Source organism: Arthrobacter sp. Y3223151 (assembly GCF_059091125.1).
On the sequence record NZ_JBNHGI010000009.1, the window covers coordinates 87,703 to 109,702 of the forward strand.

Genomic DNA, 22,000 nt, shown 5'->3' on the forward strand with positions numbered 1-22,000 from the left:
GAGCGGAGCGGTCAGGCCAGGTCGAGTGATACCGGCCGCCGCAGGAAGGCCGCGTACCGCTCCACCGCGACGCCCACGGCCTGCCGCTCCGGCGCGGTGAAGACCCGCAGCGGTTTAAGCCGCAGCTCGGCGGAGCCGGGCCGCAGGACGTGCCTCCAGTTGCCGGCCATCCGTCCGTCCAGCAGCAGCACGTGGATCGGCACCTCACCGCCCAACGCCGCCGGCGCGCTGCCGCCCAGGTAGCCGCGGGTCTTGGTGTAGCCCATGACGTATTCGTCGTAACACTGGATCAGGTCAGCCCGCGGGCGTCCGTCGTCCGCCGCCGCGGCGGCACCGCCGATCGTCCCGGCGGCGGGGGAGTACCAGAGCTGTTGCCCCTCGGTTTCGAACCGTTCCAGTCCGTCACCGCCCCCCGCTTCGAGGCCGCGCTTCAGGTCCGCCTGGGGCAGTTTGGACCAGTCGGAACAGTCCTTTAAGGTCGCCGGTCCGCGGCTGGTGAAGTAGCGCCCGGTCAGTTGGGCCAGCGCCGCGTCGCGGTCGTAGTCCGCGGCCAGCGGCGGCACCCGCTCGTCGAAGGCCGCGTACGTCTGCTGCACGGCGCTGGAGGCGGCCGTCCGCGGAGGCCCGTTCACCAGCACCCGGTCCATTTCCGCATGGAACACCAGATGCCCCAGCCGCTGCCCGCGCAGCGTCGCTCCGTTCAGCCTCGCGCCGTCGTCCTTGAGGAGGGCCGCTTGGGCGAGCCGGGCGGCGAGCTCGTCCCGGGTCAGGTGCCGGCCTCCGGCGACGGCCGCGGCCAGCACCTCGTTGCTGCGCGCCACCGTTGCCTCATCCAGGCCCAGCTGCCGGTCCCGGCCCTTGTTCCCTGCCTTGAGGCGGGGGCCGGAGAGCAGCATCAGCCAGCGCAGGTCCTCGGCGGCCACAAAGTGCCAGGTGGGCCGCAGGACATGCGTGCGCAGGATGCGTCCGCCGGCGATCGCCGCATCCACCTCCGCAGCGTTGTCCCGTGCCGGTCCGCCGCAGCGCTGGGCCAGCGACCAGCGGGCATAGGCATATTCCTGGGACTGGAAGGCGAGCAGCCAGCGCAAGGCGGCGGCGGCGTCGTCCCCGGGGCTGTCCCACAGCCGCTGTGCCCGCAGCCGGTGACGGCGGACCTCCTGGGGACTCGGCTGCCGCACCGGTTGCTCCCGTTACCCGGCCGCGCCGGGAGGCATGCCCGGACCGAAGAAGGGGTCGGCGGCCGGCCGCTTGGGCAGGATCCCGTCGCCCGAGGACTGGTGGCGGACCCGGCGCAGGACCCACGGGACCAGGTGCTGGCGTGCCCACACCAGGTCCTCGGTGCGGGCGGTGCGCCAGTTCTTGGGCGGCAGCGGTTTGGGCGCCTCGGGCTGCAGCGAATGCTCAACGTTGAGGGCGTCCAGCACCATGGCCGCGATGGTGTGGTGCCCCAGCGGGGAGAAATGTAGCCTGTCCGGTGCCCACATCTGCGGTGCCTTCAGCTGGCGCAGCGCCCACATGTCGGCCACGACGGCGTTATGGCGTGCCGCCACCGTGCGCAGGTTTTCGTTGTAGATGGCGGCCTTGCCGCGGACACTGCCGATGACGGGCGTATCGCCGATGTCGGGCGCGGTAAACAGGACGATGGTGGCTCCCGACGCTGCCAGCCGGGTGACGGCGCGATCGAACTTCTCGGCCAGGGCGTCCGGGTCGCCGCCCGGCCGGATCACATCATTGCCGCCCGCGCAGATCGAGATGAGGTCCGGCTGCAGGGCCAGGGCCGGTTCGACCTGTTCATCGATGATCTGCTGCAGCAGGCGGCCGCGGATCGCGAGGTTGGCATAGGCGAAGTCATCGTGGCCGCGGGCGAGTTCCTCGGCCACGCGGTCGGCCCATCCGCGGTGTCCGCCCGGGCTCCCGGGGTCCGGGTCGCCGATGCCTTCAGTGAACGAATCGCCCAGGGCAACGAAACGGCTCCAGGGATGGCGGGCCGCGGCGACGGGCGCTTGTGTTTCGGAAAGGGACAAGTTACTCACAGGTACATTGTCCCAAGAAGCCGCGGGGCATGCACAGGCAGGCGAGACCCAATATCTGAATCACCTTTCAGAAAGTGATGGTCAGCGCCCGATTTCCCCGCTACTGTGTGCTTGACGCGGCCAACGGCGCCGCCTCGACCTCGAGGAGCTGAGATGGAATTGCTGGCGGGAATCGTGGCGCGGCGCGTGCCGACGGAGCGGCTGACGGTGAACATCCTCGAGCGCGACGGCGACCGGCCCGACGGCATCCCGGTGGTTTTGGTGCATGGGAATGTTTCCTCCGCACTGTTCTGGCAGGAGGCGATGCAGGCGCTGCCGGCCGACTACCGCGTGCTCGCGGTGGACCTGCGGGGTTTCGGCCGGACGGACCCGGCGCCGGTGGACGCCGGCCGCGGGCTGCGTGACTTTTCCGACGACCTTCAGGCCACGCTGGACACCCTGCAACTGGGCCCCTCGCACCTGGTCGGCTGGAGCATGGGCGGCGGCGTGGCGATGCAATACGCGCTGGAGCATCCGGTCCGCAGCCTGACGCTGCAGGCTCCGGTCTCGCCGTACGGGTTCGGCGGGACGGCGGGACCGGAGGGACGGAGGCTCACCGAGGATGACGCCGGCACCGGCGGCGGGGGCGCCAACCCCGACTTCGTGGCGCGGTTGCAAGCCGGGGACACCAGTGACGACGCGCCTGCCTCGCCGCTGTCGGTGTACCGCTCGACCTATGTGCACGCCGGGTTCCAATCGCCCTACGAACGCATCTGGGTCGAATCGATGCTCAGCACCAAGACCGGCCCCGACAACTATCCGGGCGATTCCGTCCCATCGCCGAACTGGCCCGGCTTCGCTCCCGGACGCAGGGGCGTGCTGAACACGATGGCGCCGGGGGTCTTCGACGCCAGCGGCATTGTTGACCTGTCGGACAAACCGGACATCCTCTGGATCCACGGCGACAGCGATGCGATCGTCTCCGATGCTTCATTCTTCGACCTGAACTGCCTCGGAAAGGCCGGCCTGGTGCCCGGATGGCCGGGGGAGGGCGCGGCCCCGCTGCAGCCGATGATCGCGCAGACCCGGGCGGTGCTGGAAAAGTATGCGGCCAACGGCGGGCGCTTCACCGAGGTGCTGCTCGAAAACTGCGGACATTCGCCGCACGTGGAGTATCCGGAGCGGTTCGTCGCCGAGCTGACGGCGCACATCGAAGCAAGCGGTGGGTCGCCGAGCTGACGGCGCACGTCGAACGGAGCGGCGGGGCCGGATAACCGCGGGCGGCAGAGGTTCCGGGCACCGGTTGGGCGCCAGGGGTTTGGGAGATCCGACACCTTAAGAAGCTTTAACTTTCAAGCAATGGGCTTTTTGTGCCATCATGGAACGCATGACTGAAACTGCTTATCAGCCCGTCGTTGCCTGGTCCAAGCCCGAACAGGCGCGGGCGGGAACGCCCCTGCTGGTGCTCTTCCACGGCTACGGCTCCCACGAGCAGGACCTGATGGGCCTGGTGCCCGGACTGCCGGAGGAATTCACCGTGGCGGCGGTGCGCGCGCCGGTGGCGATGGGACCCGGCTTCACCTGGTTTCCCCTGATGCACGAGCCGGACTTTTCGGTGGACAAGGTCACGAAGGCCGTCAGCGACGTGGTGTCCTGGCTGGACGGAGTCAAGGACCAGCACAGCAGCGTTTCGGTGCTGGGCTTTTCCATGGGCATGGCGGTAGCCACCTCGGTGCTGCGGCACCGCCCGGAGGAAATTGCCGCAGTGGTCGGCCTGTCCGGATTCGCCGTGCCGGCCGCGGGCAACGATTTCTTCCGCGACGATGCGGTCAAGGCGATCAAACCCCCGCTCTTCTGGGGCCGGGACCAGGCGGACCAGGTCATCACCCCGGACAAGATCGAGTTCACCCACGCCTGGACTAACGAGCATGTGGACCTGACCAAGGTCCTCTACCCCGGCATCGGCCACGGCATCAACGCCCAGGAACTGGCGCATGTGAAGGAGTTCCTGACCTACAAGGTGCTGCAGGGGAAGTAGTAAACGGCCCCGTGCGGGTCAGCCGCGGCTGACCCGCACCGTGTGGCCGTTGCAGCTGACCGTATCCCCGGCGTGCAGCTGCCGGCCGCGGCGCGTTTCGATGTCGCCGTTGACCTGGACCAGTCCGTTCTCGACGAACTCCTTGGCCTGGATCCCGTCGTCGGCCAGGTTGGCCAGCTTCAGCAGCTGGCCCAGCCGGATCATTTCGTCGCGGATCGGCACGTCATGCATTTCGTCGGAAGCCATGGAACCATCATGCCTGATGCCTGCCGATGCATCCGCGCGGTTCGGGTTCGGGTTCCCGTTTTCGGTAGGCTAACGTTGTAGCTTCGCTATGCGCCGATCCGTACCTGCAGCAGCCGGGCGGATCTGTGCCATGACAACCCTCGGACCGCACCCAGCGGCCCTGGAGAGATACGGAGAACCACCTCATGGCAGCAGCCAAATCAGCCCTCGATTCGATTATTTCGCTGGCCAAGCGCCGCGGCTTCGTGTTCCAGGCTGGTGAGATTTACGGTGGATCCCGCTCCGCATGGGACTACGGGCCGCTCGGCGTCGAGCTGAAGGAAAACATCAAGCGCCAGTGGTGGCAGACGATGGTCCGCGGCCGCGACGACGTGGTCGGACTGGATTCGTCGGTCATTCTGCCGCGCCGGGTCTGGGAAGCGTCCGGCCACGTGGACGTCTTTTCCGACCCGCTGGTGGAATGCCTCAACTGCCACAAGCGCTACCGCGCCGACCACCTCGAAGAAGAGTACGAGGAGAAAAAGGGCCGCGCCCCGGAAAACGGGCTGAAGGACGTCGCCTGCGTCAACTGCGGCACCAAGGGCGAGTGGACCGAACCCCAGGAATTCTCCGGCCTGCTCAAGACCTTCCTGGGCCCGGTCGCCCAGGAAGAAGGCATGCACTACCTGCGCCCGGAGACCGCGCAGGGCATCTTCGTGAACTTCAACAATGTCCTGACCACCTCGCGGAAGAAGCCGCCGTTCGGCATCGGCCAGATCGGCAAGAGCTTCCGCAATGAGATCACCCCGGGCAACTTCATTTTCCGCACCCGCGAGTTCGAGCAGATGGAAATGGAATTCTTCGTGGAGCCCGGGACGGACGAAGAGTGGCACCGCTACTGGATCGACTCCCGGCTGCAGTGGTACGTGGACCTGGGCATCAAACGCGACAACCTCCGCCTCTTCGAGCACCCGCTGGACAAGCTGAGCCATTACTCCAAGGGCACCACCGACGTCGAATACCGCTTCGGCTTCCAGGGCTCGGAATGGGGCGAGCTGGAAGGCATCGCCAACCGGACGGACTTTGACCTGTCCACCCACTCCAAGCATTCCGGCACCGACCTGAGCTACTTCAACCAGGCCACCAACGAGCGCTACACCCCGTACGTGATCGAGCCGGCCGCCGGGCTGACACGCTCCTTCATGGCCTTTTTGGTGGACGCTTATACCGAGGACGAGGCGCCGAACGCCAAGGGCGGCGTGGACAAGCGCACGGTGCTGCGGCTGGACCCGCGGTTGGCCCCGGTCAAGGCCGCCGTGCTGCCGCTGTCCCGCAACGAGGACCTCTCGCCCAAGGCCAAGGAGCTGGGGGAGGCGCTGCGCAAGACCTGGAACATCGACTTCGACGACGCCGGTGCCATCGGCCGCCGCTACCGCCGCCAGGACGAGATCGGCACGCCGTTCTGCATCACGGTGGACTTCGACACGCTCGAGGACCAGGCGGTGACCATCCGTGAACGCGACTCGATGGCGCAGGAACGGGTCTCCCTGGACAAGGTCGAAGGATATCTGGCAGCCCGCCTGATCGGAGCCTGACCCGGCCGCGGACCGTGCGTCCGCGGCCGCTGCGGCAACCGTCCGGCCGCCCGACCAGGGCAGCGCACCCCTAAAGGAGAACCATGGCCCAGCTGACCTACCGTGACTGGCGCGAGGACGATGACCTGGCCCTGCTGGAGATCTGGGGCGACCCGGAAACCGGCCAGGCCGGTCACTTCCGTGCCATGCTCCGCCCGTCCGCCGACCAGCCGTGGTCGCGGTGCATCGTGGCCGAGGACCAGGGGATAGCCGTTGCCGCCGGCGCGGTCTACGAGACCAGCCTGCATCCGGACCGGCTGTGGGTATACGTCGAGGTTGCCCGCGACCACCGCGGGGCCGGGGTTGCCCGTGACCTGCTGGCACGGCTCCGCGCCGAGGCCGAGCACGCGCCGTCGGGCGTACGGAAGCTGCGGGCGAAGGTGGAGCCGGACACCCCCGGCGCCGCCTTCGCCCGGGCCGCCGGCCTGACCCAGATCCAGAGTTCGCGCGTGGTGCTGGTCTCGCCCGGCGCGCTGCCGCTGCCGGACCTCGGGGAGACCGGTCCGCAGCTGGAGGAGGCAGCCACCGGGTCGGTGGAACTGACCCGGGCCGTGGCCGACTTCTACAACTCGGTGCACGTGTGGGACCGCGCGGACATGACCGTGGGACGCGCCCAGCAGATGCTGCTCAGCGAGAGCGCGGGGGCCGGCGGCGCGGTGGTGCTGCGCAGCGCGCCCAAGTCCGACGGCGGCACCATCCAGGCCTTCGCCGTCAGCTACACGCACGAGCGCACGGACGCCCCGGCCGACGTGCTGATGGGATACGACACCGCGCTGCCGGCCGAGGACGCCGAGGTTGCGGTGCGGGCGCTGCTGGCCATGCTGGTGGCGCAGTACCCGGTGCAGCTGGAGGTGGACGACTCCATGACCGCGGTACTGGCCGTCCTGCAGCCGCTGCTGGACTCCGGTCTCGCGCGCCAGTTGGGTCCGGAAACCTCCATCGTCAGCGACTGACGGATGGGGCACAGCCACAGCCACGGAACCTCCACGCCAGGTGCCGCCGCCCTGGCCGCGCGGCGGCGGGCCAACCTGCTCCTGGCGGCCATCCTGCTGCCGGTCACAGTCCTGACCCTGGTGGGCATGATCCTGCTCTGGCCCTCCGGGGACGGAGCAGGAGCCAACGTCCCCGATCCCTATGCCGCGGCACCCGGGGTGACCTTCGACGTCGGCACCGTGCAGCGGGTGGAGCTGGAAGACTGCCCCACCTCGCAGGCGGCGGTGGACGCCGGCATGGAGGCGCAGGAATGCCTGGTCGCCTACACCCAGCCCGACGCCGGCGGCTCGCCGTTGCCCGTGGAGATCACCCCGGAGATCGCGGCCTCGCGCGGCGTCGAGGCCGGCGACACCATTCGCTACCTGAATCTTTCCGGCGTCATGGGCGGGCAGGAGGGGGCCTACGTCTTCGTGGACTTCGTGCGCAGCGTCCCCATGGTGCTGCTGGCCGTGCTCTACGCCCTGGTCGTGGTGGCCGTGGCCCGCTGGCGCGGTTTCCGCGCGATGCTGGGGCTGGCGGGCGGTTTCCTGGTCCTGGCGCAGTTCATCCTGCCGGGCCTCATGGAAGGCAAGCCGCCGCTGCTGCTGGCCCTGATCGGCTCGGTGGTCATCATGGTCGGGGTGCTCTACTTCGCACACGGATTCTCGGCCCGCACGTCCACCGCGTTGCTGGGCACCCTGTTCGGCCTGGGCGTGACCGCCCTGCTGGCGGCCTGGGCCACCGACGCCGCGTACTTGACCGGCGTGGACGACGACTACACCTATCAGCTGATCAACCTGGGCGGCAGCCTCTCCGTCTCCGGGCTGATCATGTGCGGGCTGATCATCTCCGGCCTGGGCGTGCTCAACGATGTCACCATCACCCAGTCCTCGGCGGTGTGGGAGATGTACGAACTGGCTCCCGGCGCCTCTGCCAGGCGCCTGTTCACCGGCGCCATGCGCGTGGGACGGGACCACATCGCCTCCACCGTCTACACCATTGCCTTCGCCTACGCCGGCGCGTCCCTTCCGGTACTGATCCTGGTGTCGCTGCACGACCGGCCGTTGTTCGCCACGTTGACCAGCGGGGAACTGGCCGAGGAGATTGTGCGCACCCTGGTCGGATCCATCGGCCTGGTCCTGGCCATCCCGATCACCACGTTGATCGCGGTGCTGGTGGTCAAGGCCACCGGCATCCGCGGCCCGGCGGCGGCGGGGGAGCGGTCAGGCCCCCGGCACCTCATGGCCGGAGCCACGGCGGATGCCGACGCAGGCGTGCGGGGGCCCGGCGCGGCCGGCGCGGCCGCCGACACAGGCGTGCGGGACCCCGGGGCGGAAGCCGCGGCCGGCCACGGCAGGCCCGGCGACCCGAGCGGCTAGACTGCACACAGTGGCGCCGCGCCCGCGCAGGTGCCGAAAGAACCATCGCCGTCGTCGGGAGGAGTGCTCATGAAGGGCGTGCTGTTTGACGTGGACGGGACGCTGGTGGACTCGAACTACCTGCACGTGCTGGCCTGGTGGCAGGCCTTCCGGCAGGCGGGTCTCGACGTCCCGATGGCGGCCATCCACCGTTGCGTGGGAATGGGCGGCGGCAGGCTCATCGCGCAGCTGCTCGACGAGGACCGCGACCAGTCCCGGGACGAGGATCTCAAGGCCGCCCACGGAACGGTCTTCTCCACCTTTTGGCCGGCCCTGCGCCGCTTCGACGGTGCCCGTGAGCTGGTGCGCCGGTCCGCCGAGGAGGGTTTCGCCGTCGTGCTGGCCTCTTCCGCCGAGGGAACGGAGCTGGAAGTGCTGCGCCGCGTGATCGACGCCGACGGGTCCATCACCGCGGCCACCAGCTCCGCGGACGCGGAGAACAGCAAGCCGGCGCCGGACATCCTGCAAGCGGCCCTGGACGCGGCGGGCCTGCTGCCCGCAGACACCGTTTTCGTGGGCGACGCCGTGTGGGATGTCCAGGCGGCGGGAGAACTCGGGATCCCGTGCATCGGCCTCGAATGCGGCGGGACCCCCGCTGCGACCCTGCTCCACGCCGGCGCGGCAGAGGTGTACCGGGACCCGCAGGACCTGCTCGAACACTTCACGGACAGCGCCCTCGGCGGCCTGCTGCGCGCCTGACGGGCGGCAGGCGGCAGGCGGCCTGCTGCGCGCCTAACGGCCGCTGCGTGACTGGCGGCCTGCTGCGCGCCTGACGGCCGGCGCGCGGCCCGGCTGTCCCGCCGCCGTGGGCGAACCCCGGCGGTGCGGAGGACCGGCGGTGAAGTGGACCGGGCCGTAAGTCCACAGGCGTGGGTGCCCGGCGGACGGATTTGCCCGGTTTTGAGAGAATGGTGGGGTGACACTTACCGCTGCCCCCGAATCGGCCGCCAAGCTCGAGCTTCCGCCGCTCAAACTCGGCCCGATAACCGTCGACACCCCGGTGGTGCTGGCACCCATGGCCGGCATCACCAACAAGGCGTTCCGCCGGCTCTGCCGCCAGTACGGCGGCGGCCTGTATGTGGCGGAAATGGTCACGTCCCGCGCGCTGGTCGAACGCAACCGGGAGTCCATGCGGATCATCTCGCACGATGAGGACGAGGACGTGCGGTCTGTCCAGCTCTACGGCGTGGATCCCAAGACCGTCGGTGCCGCCGTCCGGCTGCTGGTGGAGGAAGACCGCGCCGACCACATAGACCTGAACTTCGGCTGCCCGGTGCCGAAGGTCACCCGGCGCGGCGGCGGCTCGGCGCTGCCCTGGAAAACCGAACTGTTTACCGCGATCATCCAGGCCGCGACCCGCGAGGCCGCCAAGGGCGACGTGCCGCTGACCATCAAGATGCGCAAGGGGATCGACGACGAGCACCTGACCTTCATCGAGGCCGGCAAGATCGCCCGCGACGCCGGGGTTGCCGCCGTGGCACTGCACGGCCGCACCGCCAGCCAGTTCTACTCGGGCAAGGCCGACTGGAACGCGATCGCCGAACTGCGGGAAGCCCTGCCGGACATCCCGGTGCTGGGCAACGGCGACATCTGGAGCGCCGAGGACGCGGTGCGGATGGTGCACCAAACGGGAGTGGACGGCGTCGTCGTCGGCCGTGGTTGCCAAGGCCGCCCGTGGCTGTTCGGCGACCTGCAGGCCGCCTTCGAAGGAACCGACAGGCGCTTCCGCCCCGGGTTGAAGGACGTCGCGGACAGCTTCTACCGGCATGCCGAGCTGCTGGTGGATTACTTCGAGGACGAGGGCAAGGCCCTGCGGGATATCCGCAAGCACGTGGCCTGGTACTTCAAGGGATACTCGGTGGGCGGAGAGCTGCGTGCCGCGCTGGCCCAGGTGCCCACCCTGGAGGTGCTGCGCGAACTGCTGGCCGAACTGGATGCCGACGCTCCCTACCCGGGGATGGACGCCGAGGGCCCGCGCGGCCGGGCCGGTTCGCCCAAACGCACGGCGCTGCCCGACGGCTGGCTGTCCAGCCGGGAGCTGAACGCGGACCACAAGGCCATGATCGCCGCCGCTGAATTGGATGTCTCCGGTGGCTGAGGTACGCACCGGGCGCCCGGCCCCGCCCACGCCGGGCTACACGGAGTTCGACCAGGAACGCTGGTACACGGAGGAGCCGAAGAGCACCTACCGCACGCAGTTCGAACGCGACCGGGCCCGGGTCCTGCACTCGTCGGCACTGCGGCGGCTGGGCGCCAAGACCCAGGTGGTGTCCCCGGACACGGACGACTTCGTGCGGACGCGGCTGACGCACAGCCTGGAAGTGGCGCAGGTCGGCCGCGAACTGGGACGTACCTTGGGCTGCGACCCCGACGTGGTGGACGCCGCCTGCCTGTCCCACGACCTGGGTCATCCCCCGTTCGGCCACAACGGGGAGACCGCGCTGAACGCCGCGGCTCACGCCATCGGCGGTTTCGAGGGCAACGCCCAGACTCTGCGGCTGCTGACCCGGCTGGAGCCCAAGATCCTGCGCCCGGACGGATCGCCGGCCGGGCTGAACCTGACCCGGGCCAGCCTGGACGCGGCCTGCAAATACCCGTGGTCCGCCGACGACGCGCCGGTGATCCACGGCAAGCGCACCAGCAAGTTCGGCGCCTACGAAGACGACCTTCCCGTCTTCAACTGGCTGCGCGAAGGCGCCGCGGAGCGCCGGTCCTGCCTGGAAGCCCAGGTGATGGACCTCGCCGACGACATCTCCTACTCCGTGCACGACGTCGAAGACGCCATCGTGGCCGGACGCATCCAGCTCAAGTGGCTGGACAGCGCCGACACCCGCAGCAGGGTCATCGGCTACACCCAGCAGTGGTACCTGCCCTCCAGTGACGCCCAGGAAGTGGACGAGGCGCTCATCCGGCTGGAGCGCTCCGGCGTCTGGGTGCGCGAGGCCGACGGCAGCCGCAAGGCAATGGCCGCGCTGAAAGACATGACCAGCCAGTTGATCGGCCGCTTCTGCTCGAGCGCGATGGAAGCCACCCGCTCCATCTACGGCCCGCAGCAGCTGACCCGCTACGGGGCGGAGCTGGTGGTGCCGCAGGAGACCGCCACCGAGATCGCCGTGATGAAGGGCCTGGCCACCACATTCGTGATGACCGCGGACCTGCGCCAGCCGGTCTACGAACACCAGCAGGAAATCCTGCACGACCTGGTCAGCGAGCTCCATGCCACGGGGGAGAAGCATCTGGAGGAGCCCTTCGCCTCGGATTGGCGGGATGCGGACGACGACGGCGGCCGCCTTCGCGTGGTCATTGACCAGATCGCCTCGCTCACCGATGTCTCCGCCCTGGCGCTGCACGAACGCCTGATGGGGTCCCACCGCACCCTCCTGTGAGATAACGGGCCGCCGCAGCTTCCCTCCACAGGCGGCTGCGCGCGGCGCCTCCTGCACAAGCCGCCGGCGGTTCCGCCGTCGATTTGGCACGGCTGCATACCATGGGACTATGGCCGGACTCATTAAGCGTGAAGACATCGATGAAGTCCGCCAGCGTACCGACATCAAGGAAGTCATCGACGGCTACGTCACGCTGAAGTCGGCCGGCATCGGTTCATTCAAGGGCCTGTGCCCCTTCCACGACGAGCGGTCGCCGTCGTTCCACGTCCGTCCGCAGGTGGGCACCTACCATTGCTTCGGCTGCGGCGAGGGCGGCGACGTCATCTCCTTCGTGCAGAAGATGGATCACACCACGTTCAGCGAGACCGTGGAGAAACTCGCCCACCGGATTAATTACACGCTCCGGTACGAAGACGGCGGCACCGGCCCCCGCCGGGAGGACGTGGGCAAGCGGCAGCGGCTGCTGGACGCACACAAGGTTGCCGCGGAGTTCTTCCGGGAGCAGCTCCAGAGCCCGGGTGCCGCGACGGCTCGGGAGTTTCTCTCCGGACGTGGCTTCGACCAGGCCGCCGCGGAGCAGTTCGCCGTGGGCTATGCCCCGCAGGGCTGGGACGGCCTGCTCAAGCACCTGACCGGCCGCGGCTTCACCCAGGACGAGTTGCGCATGACCGGCATGTTCTCCGGCGGATCGGACGGCTCCGACGGCAGGAACAGCCGGATCTATGACCGTTTCCGCGGTCGGCTCATCTGGCCCATCCGCGACCTGACCGGCGCGACCATAGGATTTGGTGCCCGCAAGCTCTTCGAGGACGATCAGGGGCCCAAATACCTCAATACGCCGGAGACGGCGCTCTACAAGAAGTCGCAGGTCCTGTACGGCATCGACCTGGCCAAACGGGACATCGCCCGCAACCGCCAACTGGTGGTCGTGGAGGGCTACACGGACGTAATGGCCTGCCACCTTTCGGGCATCCGCACGGCCGTGGCGACGTGCGGCACATCCTTCGGCACCGACCACATCAAGATTGCCCGGCGCCTGCTCTCCGACGACGGGACCGGCGGCGAGGTCATCTTCACCTTCGACGGCGACGAGGCGGGCCAAAAGGCAGCGCTGCGGGCCTTCGAGGAAGACCAGCGCTTCGTTGCCCAGACCTACGTAGCCGTCGAGCCGAGCGGCGCGGATCCGTGCGACCTGCGTTTGAGCCACGGAGAGGGTGCGGTGCGCGAGTTGATCAGCTCCCGCCGTCCGCTGTTCGAGTTCGCGATCAAGGCCACCTTGAAGAAGTTCAACCTGGACACGGTTGAAGGAAGGGTCCAGGCCCTGCGTGCCGCGGCACCGGTGGTTGCCGAGATTAGGGACCCCGCCATGCGACCCGGCTACTCGCGTGAACTCGCCGGCTGGCTGGGCATGGACATCGAAGACGTCACCCGCGCGGTGGCCGGGGCCGCTAAACGGGGACAGGAATCCGGGACCCGGGCGGCGGGCCGCGAACGGGGCCAGCAGGACCGCGGACAGGAATCGAACCGCGGCAACCAGCAGCCGCCCGGACCCTACCGGCGCGGCGGCGGTCAGCAGGGCCGGGACGCATGGAATCCGGGAAAAACTTCCCCGCGGCAACAGGACGGCCAGCCTGCCTACGGGCACGCCGCGCAGCGCGGCTACGGCAGGGGCGCCGAGGCCGGCGGAGAAATGGACTACGCCCGGGAATCCGGCCAGTACGCGGCACCTCCCGCCTTTCCGCGGCCGGACCTGCGTGATCCCGTAGTCCGCCTGGAACACCAGGCACTAGAAGTGGCCATCCAGCAGCCCGGCCTCCTCGATGCCAACCAGTGGGAACAGTTCATGCAGGCCCGCTTCCTGGCGCCCGTGCATGTGGCCATCCACGGCGCCGTCCGGGCGGCCGGTGTTTCCGGTGCCACACCCTCGCAGTGGGTGGAGACCATCCGCCAGGAGGTCCCGGAGGAGCTGCGCACCTTCGTCTCGGAACTTGCGGTGACCCCGCTGCCTGCCCAAAACGACGACGCCCTGCGGCTGTATTGCCGGGGGATTCTGAACCGGCTTCAGGACCTGCAGATCACCCACCTGAAGGCCGACAAGCTGGGCCAGTTGCAACGGATGGATCCAACGTCCGATCCAGAGAGCTTCCAGCAGATCAACCGTGAACTGATGGAACTGGAGATGCAGCGGCGGGCCCTCCGCGCGGAGTAGGCCGGGCCGTCAATTGGCTTGTTCCGGCCTGCATTGAGTATGCTGTTGGAGGTCAAACCGCCGGTGGCGGATGACAGCTTTCCCCCGTAGCTCAATTGGCAGAGCATTCGACTGTTAATCGAAGGGTTACTGGTTCGAGTCCAGTCGGGGGAGCGGACAAACCAGGATCCCCGCCTCCTGCAGGAGGCGGGGATCCTGTGCGTTCCGGGGCCCGCGGCGCGAGGCCGATTTCGTCTCCGCGCCGCCGTCCTGCTAGAGTTTTACTCGCTTCAATCCCCCGTAGCTCAATTGGCAGAGCATTCGACTGTTAATCGAAGGGTTACTGGTTCGAGTCCAGTCGGGGGAGCTGCAAGACAAAATCCCGCACCCGCGCCGGCTGCGGGATTTTTCTTTGGCTAGGCCGGGGCGACCCGGTTGCCGGCCGCGACCTGCGCATACCAGCGGCCGCTGTCCTTGACGGTGCGCTCCAGCGTGGCGTAGTCCACCCGGGTCAGGCCGAAGCGTTTGCTGTAGCCCCAGGCCCACTCGAAGTTGTCCATCAGGGACCAGCCGAAGTAGCCACGCAGGTCCACGCCGTCCTGGATGGCACGGTGGCATTGCAGGATGTGCGCGCGCAGGAACTCCAGCCGCTGCCGGTCATGCACGGCGCCGTCGGCCGAGACCTCGTCGTCGAAGGCCGCCCCATTCTCGGTGACGAAGAGCGCCGTCCCGGCCGGCCCGCTGTACTCGTGCTGCAAACGGACGAGCAGCAGGTGCAGTCCTTCCGGCTGGATTTCCCAACCCATCGCCGTCGTGGGCAGCCCGCGGGGAACAGAGCTGACATGGTCGGCCGCGGGGTAGGGCGGCGCCACCGGCCGCTCGACCGGGGCGGCATGCGTGTTTTCCGCGTCCGGGCGGGGGTGCCCGGTCACCGCTTCACCGTGGTAGTAGTTGACCCCCAGCACCTGGATCCTGGTTCCGATCAGATCCAGGTCGCCGTCCCGGATACTGGCTTCCAGTCCGTACGGCCCCACGTCCACCAGAAAATCCGCCGGGTAGGAACCGCGGAAGACCGGGTCCAGGAACGCACGGTTGAACTGGCCGTCGATTCGGCGGGCGGCGTCCACATCGACGGGATCCTCCGGATTCAGGGGATCCGCCACCGTGAAGTTAAGGGTGAGGCCCAGCTCGGCGGCCGGATCGCGGCGGCGCAGTTCGTCGGTGGCCAGCCCGTGCCCCAGCAGCAGGTGGTGCATGGCCGCCAGGGCTTGCGGCCTCGACTGGATACCCGGGGCATGGACACCCGAACCATAGCCGAGGAATGCCGAGCACCATGGCTCGTTGAGCGTGGTCCAGACGCGTACCCGGTCACCGAGCGCCTCATGGACCGCCAGGGCATATTCCGCAAAGCGGTAGGCGGTGTCCCGGTTCGCCCAGCCGCCGTTCTCCTGCAGCGCCTGCGGCAGATCCCAGTGGTACAGCGTGAGCCAGGGCTTAATGCCCGCCGCGCACAGTTCGTCCACCAGGCGGGAATAGAAATCCAGGCCGGCCGGGTTCACGCCCGCGTCGTCCGGTTTGACCCGCGGCCAGGACGTGGAAAACCGGTAAGCGCCCAGGTTCAGGGATGACATCAGGGCGACGTCCTCGCGGTAGCGGTGGTAGTGGTCGCAGGCCCGTTCGCCGGTCTCGCCGCCCACGGTCGCTCCCGGCAGCCGGCAGAAGACATCCCAGATGGAATCGGTGCGGCCGTCGTCGCCGGACGCACCTTCGATCTGGTAGGCGGCCGTCGCGGCGCCCCACAGGAACTGCTGTGGAAATTGCACGACCTTGCTCATCACTGATCCCTTGCGGAAACGGGCATGGACACCGGCTGCCTGCCAGCCTAGTTCGCAGGGCGGGTGAACGTAAGCGTTTACTCTTATTTTTTGTTCCACAGCCCTCCAGTGAAACTACTCCCTACGGCTGAGGGGCCAGACTGGGGCAGAATGATAATTTGAAGGTATGGACACTCGCGCACTACCGACAAGATGGAGGCAGAGCCCATGACCGGTCCGGAAAGCCACGGAAGCACCGCAACCGGTGCGAGGACGTCCGGGAGCACCGCAACCGGTGCGGGGACTCCCGGAAGCACCGTCACCGGTGCGGGGACTCCCGGAAGCACCGTCACCGGGTTGCGGCCGCCCGGGAGCGCTGCAGCCCGTGTCGGGCAGCCGGGGAGCACCGCTGCCCGTGTCGGACAGCCCGGAAGCACCGCTGCCGGCGCCAGGTTGTCGACGGCGGGGCTGGCACGGCTCGCCGGCCAGCTGACCCCCCGCCAGCTTCAGGACGAGTTCTCGCTGGCCCTGCTCGAGCTCAAGGGCAAGGGCGTCAAGGCAGGCATTGCCGCCGCGATCCTGGCGGTCGCGTTGGTGTTCCTGGTCTTGATGGCCATCTCCCTTTTGGTCGCCGCAATCATGGGACTGGCCCTCATCATGCCGGCCTGGCTGGCGGCGCTGCTTGTTGCAGCCGTGTTCCTGATCCTCGGCGGAATCCTGGCCCTCATTGGAATCTCGAGGGGCAAGAAGGCCATGCCGCTCCTGCCCGCCGAGGCCATCCGCGGCGTCAAGTACGACGTCGGCGTGTTGCGTGAGGGCAGCAGCTTCAATCCGGCGACACTGGACGAAAAGCCCCAAAAGGAGACCAAGGCGGAAAAGGCGGAGCGCAAGGAACCGCAGGAGCCGGCTCCGACGATGGACGAACTGCGTGCCCGTACCGCGGAGCGCCGCGACCATTTGGCGGCAGTCAGGGACGATCTCGGCCGCCGCGTCGACCCCAAGCCCCGTGCGGAGCAGGCCAAGCGCCGGGCGAAGCATGCGGCAGATGCTGCCACGGAACGCCTGGTAGCAGGCGCCGAAGCCGTCAGCGAGGCCGGCCCGGAGCTGAGGGAGCGTTGGAAGCCACTGGCGACGCTGGCGGTCTCGCTGACCGCCATGGGCGTCATGCTCCGGCGGCTGCTGAAAAAATAACCATTACCACCGTCGCACGGCGGCACGGGAGCCGGCTGCAGCGCAGCCGGCTGCCCAGCGTGGAACGACGACTGAGGGGAGGGACGGCGTTGAGGATCATCGGTGCCGGGACGCGGCGCGACTTCGAGTACCGCGAGCTGCACACGTTCTGGACCATCCCGAACCTCATCACCGTCCTGCGTTTCCTTGCGGTGCCGCTGTTCGTCTGGCTGATCGCCCGACACTCGTATGGGGCAGCCACCATCACGCTGATCGTGCTGGGATCCACGGACTGGGTCGACGGCTACCTTGCCCGCCGCCTCGACCAAATCTCCTCGGTCGGCAAGTGGCTGGACCCGGTGGCCGACCGGCTGGCCCTCATCATCGTGGCCACGACGTTTGTCGCGGCCGGCATTGCCCCGTGGTGGCTGCTGTTGTCCATCATCATCCCCGACGCGATCCTGCTCGTGTTCTCATTGCTCCTGTTCCATGGCAGCCCCGACCTTCCCGTCACGGTCATCGGCAAGGTCCGGACGGCCCTGCTGCTGGCGGGAACTCCGCTGCTGCTGCTCCATCGGGTGGAGGGGTTCGGGCACGACTGGCTGCTGACCCTGGCCTACGCCATCCTGGCCGCGGGCTGTGCGGGGCACGTCCTCGCCTGGCTGGGCTACATGCGGGCGGCCTGGGGCAAGTACAAGCGCCTGCGCGAGGCCGGGCAGAACGATCCACACCGTGGTTGACCCGCGCTCCGGGCGGAAACGGACATCTCCTGACGGGACCCCATGGTCTGGTTAGCAATCTTCTGCGCCCTGCTCGGTGCCTTCTTCCTCGCCCTCGGCACCCAGCGCCAAGCCAGTGCCGTCCAAGCCAATACGGGCGGCCTGGCGATGAGCGTCGCCGGTTTGCTGCGGATGCTCCGCAATCCCCGCTGGGTCCTGGGACTGCTGCTGTTGGCCGTCGGGATGGGATTGAACGTGTTTGCCTTGGTGAGCGCGCCGCTGACCGTCGTCCAGCCCATCGGCGCCATCGCCTTGGTGATCACCACGATCATCAATTCCAAGGATCAGGGGATCCGGCTGAACCGCGTGACGGTGGTGGCGATCTCAACCTGTGTGGCAGGCAGTGCCGTTTTCGTACTGCTGGCGGTCAACGTAACCGGCGCGACCCATCGGGTGCGGGCCGACGAGGAACTCTCAGCGGTCCTGCTGCTGGCCGTCGTCGTTGCCGTCTTCCTCTCGCTGGAACTGATGTTCCGGCGCAGGCTGAATGCCTTCGCCTACATCCTGGGGGCCGGCATGTTGTTCGGTTTCGTTGCCGTGCTGGTGAGGATCATCGGCCTGCGGCTGCTGGAGCCGGGCGGCGGTTTCATCGGGAACGTACCGATCTACACACTCATCGCCGTCGCCGCGGCCGGCGGCCTGGGGGCTTGGTTTGTCCAGAGCGCCTATGCCAGCGGCCCGCCCGACCTGGTCATCGCGGGGCTGACGGTGATCGACCCGCTGGTCGGCATCGCCATCGGCATTTTCATCCTCGGAGAGCTCAGGCCCGACGTCGAACCGGTGTTTGCGATTGGCATGGTGGGGGCAGGTTTGGTTGCTATTGTTGGGGTCATTGCCCTCTCGAGGCACCATCCGGACGTGTTGCAAAAACAGGAAGAAGCCCGGCGCCGGGCCCAAGCCTCGGGCAAAAAACCTTAGGGCCGGCGCGATGACCAATACCGTGACCACGAAACAAGGAGTCCTGCCGCAGGTGAGCGACGACATCGGACCGAAACCCCTCAAGATCCTGATTGCAGCCGATACCTACCCGCCGGATGTCAACGGGGCGGCCGTCTTCGGGTTCCGGCTGGCCACAGCGATGACCAAGCGCGGACACAGCGTCGACATCATCGCCGGGCGGTATGACAAGGGCCCGACCTTCGTGGAACACCGTGCGGAGGCGACGGTGCACCGGCTCCGCTCACACTCGGTGCCGACGCACGAGACGTGGCGCATCTGCTTTCCCTGGGAGATCAAACGCGACATCAAGCGGATCTTCGATGAGGTCCAACCGGACGTCGTGCACATCCAGTGCCACTACATGATCGGACAGGCCACCATCGCCGAGGCAGTGCGACGGGGCATCCGCACCATCGCGACCAACCACTTCATGCCGGAAAACCTGGAGCCGTTCCTGCCGTTCCCGCAGTGGTTCCTGGACATCGTGGCGAAGAACTCCTGGCGCGACATGGGCAAGATCATGGGCAAGGCAGCCGTGGTGACGACGCCGACGCCGCTTGCCGCCAAGGCGATGCGGGACCACGCTTTCCTGCACAAGGTGATGCCGCTGTCCAACGGCATCGATGCCGCCGCCTACGAGCTGGCACCCGGGGAAACGATCGAGAGGCCGGAGCATCCCACGGTGCTGTTTGTGGGCCGGCTGGCGGTGGAAAAGAACGTGGACACGCTGATCGAGGCGCTGGCCATGACGGACCCGGCGCTGAACGTCCATCTGGAGATCATCGGCGACGGCGACGAGCGCAAGAACCTCGAGGCGAGGGTCGCCGCGATGGGGCTCGGCCGCAGGATCGCGTTCCTGGGCCATGTGGACGACGCCGAACTGCGCCGGGCGTACCTGCGCGCGGCTGTGTTCTGCCAGCCCGGAACCGCCGAACTGCAGTCCCTGGTGTCCCTGGAAGCAATGTCCGCCAGCAAGCCGGTGGTGCTGGCCAATGCGATGGCCCTGCCGCACCTGGTGGACGACGGGGTCAACGGCTACCTGTTTGCCCCCCGCGATCCCGCCGATCTTGCCGCAAAGCTCAACGCCGTCCTCGGCCAGAGTCCCGAGCGGCTGGAGGCCATGGGCGAAGCCAGCCACGCGAAGGCGATGCGGCACGGTATCGACAAGACCATGGACACTTTCGAGCAGCTCTACCGCGGAGCCTCGGCAGACGACTTCCTCGACTAGGCCAACGTGCGCCCGCCGGTCGGGAGGACTTAGTATGTCTAAGGTGCCGGTAACGGTCCCCGCGCTGCGGGGCACTGCCGGCAACGAGGGGCGGTAGCTCAGCCGGTCAGAGCAGAGGACTCATAATCCTTTGGTCGTGGGTTCAAGCCCCACCCGCCCTACGTTTAGAGAAGGCCCCGGATCAGGATGGTCCGGGGCCTTCGTCATGCCGCCGGCCGGACTCCCGCGGGAGTCCATGGCTGCGGCTGCCCCGGCACCCCGGCTGAAGCTGCGGCCGCGCCTTCGGCCGTTGCCCGATGACCGGTTGTGCGCTAAGTTACTGCTCAGTAACTTGTTCTTTCCCCGGCGCCTCCTGCCCGGGGCCGCGACCTGTTCACAGAAAAGGAAGCCACTATGGGCCAGCGCGTCATCGATCCGAACGACCTTCCCTACGCCGATGGAGACTTCTACTCGTTCGAGGAGATGCTCTCGGAACCCGAACGTTCGCGGCTGCACGACATCCGCGACTGGCTGGCCAAGGAAGTCCGGCCGATCGCCGTCGACTGCTGGAACCGGGCGGAGTTCCCCCTGGAGATCATTCCGAAACTGGCGGACCTGGACGTGGTCAGCCCGGTCAGGCGGCAGGGATATTCCAACTTGTTCGCCGGCCTCGTCCACGCGGAGTTCACCCGCGCCGACACCTCCATCGCCACGTTCCTGGGGGTCCACGACGGCCTGTTCGCCGGATCGATCGAAGTCCTCGCGTCGAAGGAGCAGCAGGAGGTCTGGCTGCCGGACATCTATGCCCTCAAGAAGATCGGCGCTTTCGGGCTGACGGAACCGCTCGGCGGCTCCGACGTCGCCGGCGGCACGCGCACCACGGCCCGGCGCGACGGGGACAGCTGGGTGCTGAACGGGGCCAAACGCTGGATTGGCAACGCGACCTTCTCGGACTGGGTCGTCATCTTCGCGCGCGACCTGGCCGACAACCAGGTCAAGGGCTTCCTCGTGGACACGGCCACCCCCGGCTACGTTGCGACGAAGATCGAGAACAAGATCAGCCTGCGTACCGTGCAGAACGCGGACATCACCCTGAAAAACGTGGTGGTCCCCGATGATTTCCGGCTCAAGCGCGCCAACAGCTTCCGCGACACCAACAAGGTGCTGAAGGTGACGCGGCTTGCCGTCGCCTGGCAGGCGGTGGGGCAGCAGATGGCTGCCTTCGATGTGGCCCGGCGCTACGCCGTGGAGCGGCACCAGTTCGGGAAGCCGCTGGCATCGTTCCAGCTGGTGCAGGACCAGCTGGTGCAGATTCTCGGCAACACCGTCGCCTCGATGGGCATGATGGTCCGCCTGGCGCAGCTGGAAGACGCCGGACAGGCCAAGGACGAGCAGTCCGCTTTGGCCAAGGCGTTCACCACCGCACGGATGCGTGAAAGTGTGGCCCTGGGCCGCAACATCCTGGGTGGCAACGGCATCGTGGCCGACTACGAAATGGCCAAGATCTTCGCCGACGCCGAGGCCATCTACTCCTACGAGGGAACCCACGAGATCAACTCCCTGGTGGCAGGCCGGGCGATCACCGGCGTGGCGGCGTTCGTCTAGCCATCCGGCACCGGCAGCAATACCGAAGGCCGCAGGTCCATGACGAACTGCAGGGGATTGACATAGGCGTCGCCGCGACGGACGCCCCAGTGCAGGCATGCGCAATGGCTGCTCGCGGCAACCGTTCCCACCGGATCGCCCGACGCAACGGTATCTCCGGCCCGCAGTTCGGATGCGACGGCCAGCAGGCTGCTGCGCAGGCCGTTGCCGTGATCGATGGTGACCACCGGTCGGTCGACGACCCGGCGGGAGAAGCTGACCCGGCCGTCGGCGGGGGAGAGGACCGTTGCCCCGGCCGGAACCGCCAAATCGACGCCGCGGTGTCCGCCCAGCCACGGCTTCGGCGGCGGGGCAAAGCCGCGCACGATGGCAGGTTGCGGGCTGGCGGGCCAGCTCCACGGCGGCGAATAACCGGACCGGCCCGCCGGCTCGGGTGACCCGGCCGCGGCCAGCAGCACGGCAGAGGCCGCGGCGGCGGCGAAGCGGAACATGGTCGGCGTCATGCAACCGATCCTCGCCGCTGCCCCCGGACCATGCCGCGGCGGCGCCGGACGGTGTGCGCAACCCCTTGTCTCCGGCCGGCTGTGGAGGGCGGGAACGCGCAGGAACAGGG

Annotated in this window: 19 protein-coding genes and 3 tRNA genes; 17 read left to right on the top strand and 5 right to left on the bottom strand. The window is 68.1% G+C overall.

The genetic code is table 11. From position 1 onward, the window contains the following. Window positions 1–11: 11 nt before the first annotated feature. Both AC5RUP_RS12970 and AC5RUP_RS12975 read right to left on the bottom strand, forming a co-directional pair. A complete protein-coding gene (locus AC5RUP_RS12970; protein ID WP_494158625.1) occupies window positions 12–1,178 on the bottom strand; it encodes a winged helix DNA-binding domain-containing protein in 1,167 nt (388 codons plus the stop codon). A 12-nt stretch (window positions 1,179–1,190) separates the two neighbouring features. After that, window positions 1,191–2,033 (bottom strand): SGNH/GDSL hydrolase family protein, encoded by an 843-nt coding sequence (locus AC5RUP_RS12975; protein ID WP_494154302.1) that lies wholly within the window; start codon window positions 2,031–2,033, stop codon window positions 1,191–1,193. A 153-nt stretch (window positions 2,034–2,186) separates the two neighbouring features. Here AC5RUP_RS12975 and AC5RUP_RS12980 point away from each other — a divergent pair, with 153 nt between their 5' ends. Together AC5RUP_RS12980 and AC5RUP_RS12985 are read left to right on the top strand one after the other, a co-directional pair. Further along, on the top strand, window positions 2,187–3,251 hold the full coding sequence (locus AC5RUP_RS12980; RefSeq protein WP_494154301.1) for an alpha/beta fold hydrolase: 1,065 nt from the start codon (window positions 2,187–2,189) through the stop codon (window positions 3,249–3,251). A gap of 148 nt (window positions 3,252–3,399) precedes the next feature. Next, window positions 3,400–4,050 carry an alpha/beta hydrolase gene (locus AC5RUP_RS12985; RefSeq protein ID WP_494154300.1) on the top strand — a complete coding sequence of 217 codons (651 nt, stop codon included), beginning with the start codon at window positions 3,400–3,402 and terminating at the stop codon, window positions 4,048–4,050. Between the two features lie 18 nt (window positions 4,051–4,068). Here AC5RUP_RS12985 and AC5RUP_RS12990 read toward each other — a convergent pair whose 3' ends face one another. Continuing rightward, window positions 4,069–4,296, bottom strand: a complete 228-nt coding sequence (locus AC5RUP_RS12990; RefSeq protein WP_494068052.1) for an RNA-binding S4 domain-containing protein — start codon at window positions 4,294–4,296, stop codon at window positions 4,069–4,071. 185 nt (window positions 4,297–4,481) lie between these two features. On the opposite strand from AC5RUP_RS12990, the gene AC5RUP_RS12995 reads away from it, so the two are divergent. The 9 genes from AC5RUP_RS12995 to AC5RUP_RS13035 all read left to right on the top strand — a co-directional run bounded on the left by AC5RUP_RS12995 (window position 4,482) and on the right by AC5RUP_RS13035 (window position 14,240). Continuing rightward, window positions 4,482–5,870 (top strand): glycine--tRNA ligase, encoded by a 1,389-nt coding sequence (locus tag AC5RUP_RS12995; RefSeq protein WP_494154299.1) that lies wholly within the window; start codon window positions 4,482–4,484, stop codon window positions 5,868–5,870. Between the two features lie 83 nt (window positions 5,871–5,953). Next, window positions 5,954–6,862, top strand: a complete 909-nt coding sequence (locus AC5RUP_RS13000; RefSeq protein ID WP_494133280.1) for a GNAT family N-acetyltransferase — start codon at window positions 5,954–5,956, stop codon at window positions 6,860–6,862. A gap of 3 nt (window positions 6,863–6,865) precedes the next feature. After that, the gene (locus AC5RUP_RS13005; RefSeq protein WP_494158626.1) at window positions 6,866–8,260 is read left to right on the top strand and encodes a YibE/F family protein; all 1,395 of its coding nucleotides are present in this window, start codon (window positions 6,866–6,868) and stop codon (window positions 8,258–8,260) included. 69 nt (window positions 8,261–8,329) lie between these two features. Next, the gene (locus AC5RUP_RS13010; protein WP_494155366.1) at window positions 8,330–8,998 is read left to right on the top strand and encodes an HAD family hydrolase; all 669 of its coding nucleotides are present in this window, start codon (window positions 8,330–8,332) and stop codon (window positions 8,996–8,998) included. A gap of 217 nt (window positions 8,999–9,215) precedes the next feature. After that, window positions 9,216–10,397 carry a tRNA dihydrouridine synthase DusB gene (gene dusB / locus AC5RUP_RS13015; protein WP_494153860.1) on the top strand — a complete coding sequence of 394 codons (1,182 nt, stop codon included), beginning with the start codon at window positions 9,216–9,218 and terminating at the stop codon, window positions 10,395–10,397. Then, on the top strand, window positions 10,381–11,685 hold the full coding sequence (locus tag AC5RUP_RS13020; protein WP_494153859.1) for a deoxyguanosinetriphosphate triphosphohydrolase: 1,305 nt from the start codon (window positions 10,381–10,383) through the stop codon (window positions 11,683–11,685). The genes dusB and AC5RUP_RS13020 overlap by 17 nt, the downstream gene beginning before the upstream one ends. Before the next feature lie 109 nt (window positions 11,686–11,794). Then, complete coding sequence (dnaG, locus tag AC5RUP_RS13025) at window positions 11,795–13,894, top strand: DNA primase (protein ID WP_494153858.1); 2,100 nt, start codon at window positions 11,795–11,797, stop codon at window positions 13,892–13,894. Between the two features lie 80 nt (window positions 13,895–13,974). Next, window positions 13,975–14,047: transfer RNA gene (locus tag AC5RUP_RS13030), tRNA-Asn, on the top strand. A gap of 120 nt (window positions 14,048–14,167) precedes the next feature. Further along, window positions 14,168–14,240 (top strand) — tRNA-Asn (locus AC5RUP_RS13035). Window positions 14,241–14,289: 49 nt separating this feature from the next. Here AC5RUP_RS13035 and AC5RUP_RS13040 read toward each other — a convergent pair. Next, complete coding sequence (locus tag AC5RUP_RS13040) at window positions 14,290–15,708, bottom strand: GH1 family beta-glucosidase (protein WP_494153857.1); 1,419 nt, start codon at window positions 15,706–15,708, stop codon at window positions 14,290–14,292. A gap of 207 nt (window positions 15,709–15,915) precedes the next feature. Between AC5RUP_RS13040 and AC5RUP_RS13045 the strand changes: the two genes are divergently transcribed. The 6 genes from AC5RUP_RS13045 to AC5RUP_RS13070 all read left to right on the top strand — a co-directional run bounded on the left by AC5RUP_RS13045 (window position 15,916) and on the right by AC5RUP_RS13070 (window position 21,387). Continuing rightward, complete coding sequence (locus AC5RUP_RS13045) at window positions 15,916–16,878, top strand: phage holin family protein (RefSeq protein WP_494153856.1); 963 nt, start codon at window positions 15,916–15,918, stop codon at window positions 16,876–16,878. 89 nt (window positions 16,879–16,967) lie between these two features. After that, the gene (locus AC5RUP_RS13050) at window positions 16,968–17,597 is read left to right on the top strand and encodes a CDP-alcohol phosphatidyltransferase family protein (RefSeq protein ID WP_494153855.1); all 630 of its coding nucleotides are present in this window, start codon (window positions 16,968–16,970) and stop codon (window positions 17,595–17,597) included. A 42-nt stretch (window positions 17,598–17,639) separates the two neighbouring features. Continuing rightward, window positions 17,640–18,554 (top strand): DMT family transporter, encoded by a 915-nt coding sequence (locus AC5RUP_RS13055; RefSeq protein WP_494068041.1) that lies wholly within the window; start codon window positions 17,640–17,642, stop codon window positions 18,552–18,554. A 52-nt stretch (window positions 18,555–18,606) separates the two neighbouring features. Beyond that, the gene (locus AC5RUP_RS13060; RefSeq protein ID WP_494133272.1) at window positions 18,607–19,803 is read left to right on the top strand and encodes a glycosyltransferase; all 1,197 of its coding nucleotides are present in this window, start codon (window positions 18,607–18,609) and stop codon (window positions 19,801–19,803) included. Between the two features lie 87 nt (window positions 19,804–19,890). After that, window positions 19,891–19,964 (top strand) — tRNA-Ile (locus AC5RUP_RS13065). A gap of 232 nt (window positions 19,965–20,196) precedes the next feature. Next, on the top strand, window positions 20,197–21,387 hold the full coding sequence (locus AC5RUP_RS13070) for an acyl-CoA dehydrogenase family protein (protein ID WP_494153854.1): 1,191 nt from the start codon (window positions 20,197–20,199) through the stop codon (window positions 21,385–21,387). Here AC5RUP_RS13070 and AC5RUP_RS13075 read toward each other — a convergent pair. Then, window positions 21,384–21,890 (bottom strand): murein hydrolase activator EnvC family protein, encoded by a 507-nt coding sequence (locus tag AC5RUP_RS13075; protein WP_494158627.1) that lies wholly within the window; start codon window positions 21,888–21,890, stop codon window positions 21,384–21,386. The genes AC5RUP_RS13070 and AC5RUP_RS13075 overlap by 4 nt on opposite strands. Window positions 21,891–22,000: the final 110 nt, after the last annotated feature.

What these genes read in the sequence shown, in the direction of transcription:
- dnaG (WP_494153858.1), top strand. Translation starts at nt 11,795, where the DNA reads ATGGCCGGACTCATTAAGCGTGAAGACATCGATGAAGTCCGCCAGCGT.
- AC5RUP_RS13010 (WP_494155366.1), top strand. Translation starts at nt 8,330, where the DNA reads ATGAAGGGCGTGCTGTTTGACGTGGACGGGACGCTGGTGGACTCGAAC.
- AC5RUP_RS12980 (WP_494154301.1), top strand. Translation starts at nt 2,187, where the DNA reads ATGGAATTGCTGGCGGGAATCGTGGCGCGGCGCGTGCCGACGGAGCGG.
- AC5RUP_RS13020 (WP_494153859.1), top strand. Translation starts at nt 10,381, where the DNA reads ATGTCTCCGGTGGCTGAGGTACGCACCGGGCGCCCGGCCCCGCCCACG.
- AC5RUP_RS13075 (WP_494158627.1), bottom strand. Translation starts at nt 21,890, where the DNA reads ATGACGCCGACCATGTTCCGCTTCGCCGCCGCCGCGGCCTCTGCCGTG.
- AC5RUP_RS12995 (WP_494154299.1), top strand. Translation starts at nt 4,482, where the DNA reads ATGGCAGCAGCCAAATCAGCCCTCGATTCGATTATTTCGCTGGCCAAG.
- AC5RUP_RS12990 (WP_494068052.1), bottom strand. Translation starts at nt 4,296, where the DNA reads ATGGCTTCCGACGAAATGCATGACGTGCCGATCCGCGACGAAATGATC.
- AC5RUP_RS12985 (WP_494154300.1), top strand. Translation starts at nt 3,400, where the DNA reads ATGACTGAAACTGCTTATCAGCCCGTCGTTGCCTGGTCCAAGCCCGAA.
- AC5RUP_RS13070 (WP_494153854.1), top strand. Translation starts at nt 20,197, where the DNA reads ATGGGCCAGCGCGTCATCGATCCGAACGACCTTCCCTACGCCGATGGA.
- AC5RUP_RS13045 (WP_494153856.1), top strand. Translation starts at nt 15,916, where the DNA reads ATGACCGGTCCGGAAAGCCACGGAAGCACCGCAACCGGTGCGAGGACG.
- AC5RUP_RS13040 (WP_494153857.1), bottom strand. Translation starts at nt 15,708, where the DNA reads ATGAGCAAGGTCGTGCAATTTCCACAGCAGTTCCTGTGGGGCGCCGCG.
- AC5RUP_RS13055 (WP_494068041.1), top strand. Translation starts at nt 17,640, where the DNA reads ATGGTCTGGTTAGCAATCTTCTGCGCCCTGCTCGGTGCCTTCTTCCTC.
- AC5RUP_RS13005 (WP_494158626.1), top strand. Translation starts at nt 6,866, where the DNA reads ATGGGGCACAGCCACAGCCACGGAACCTCCACGCCAGGTGCCGCCGCC.
- AC5RUP_RS13000 (WP_494133280.1), top strand. Translation starts at nt 5,954, where the DNA reads ATGGCCCAGCTGACCTACCGTGACTGGCGCGAGGACGATGACCTGGCC.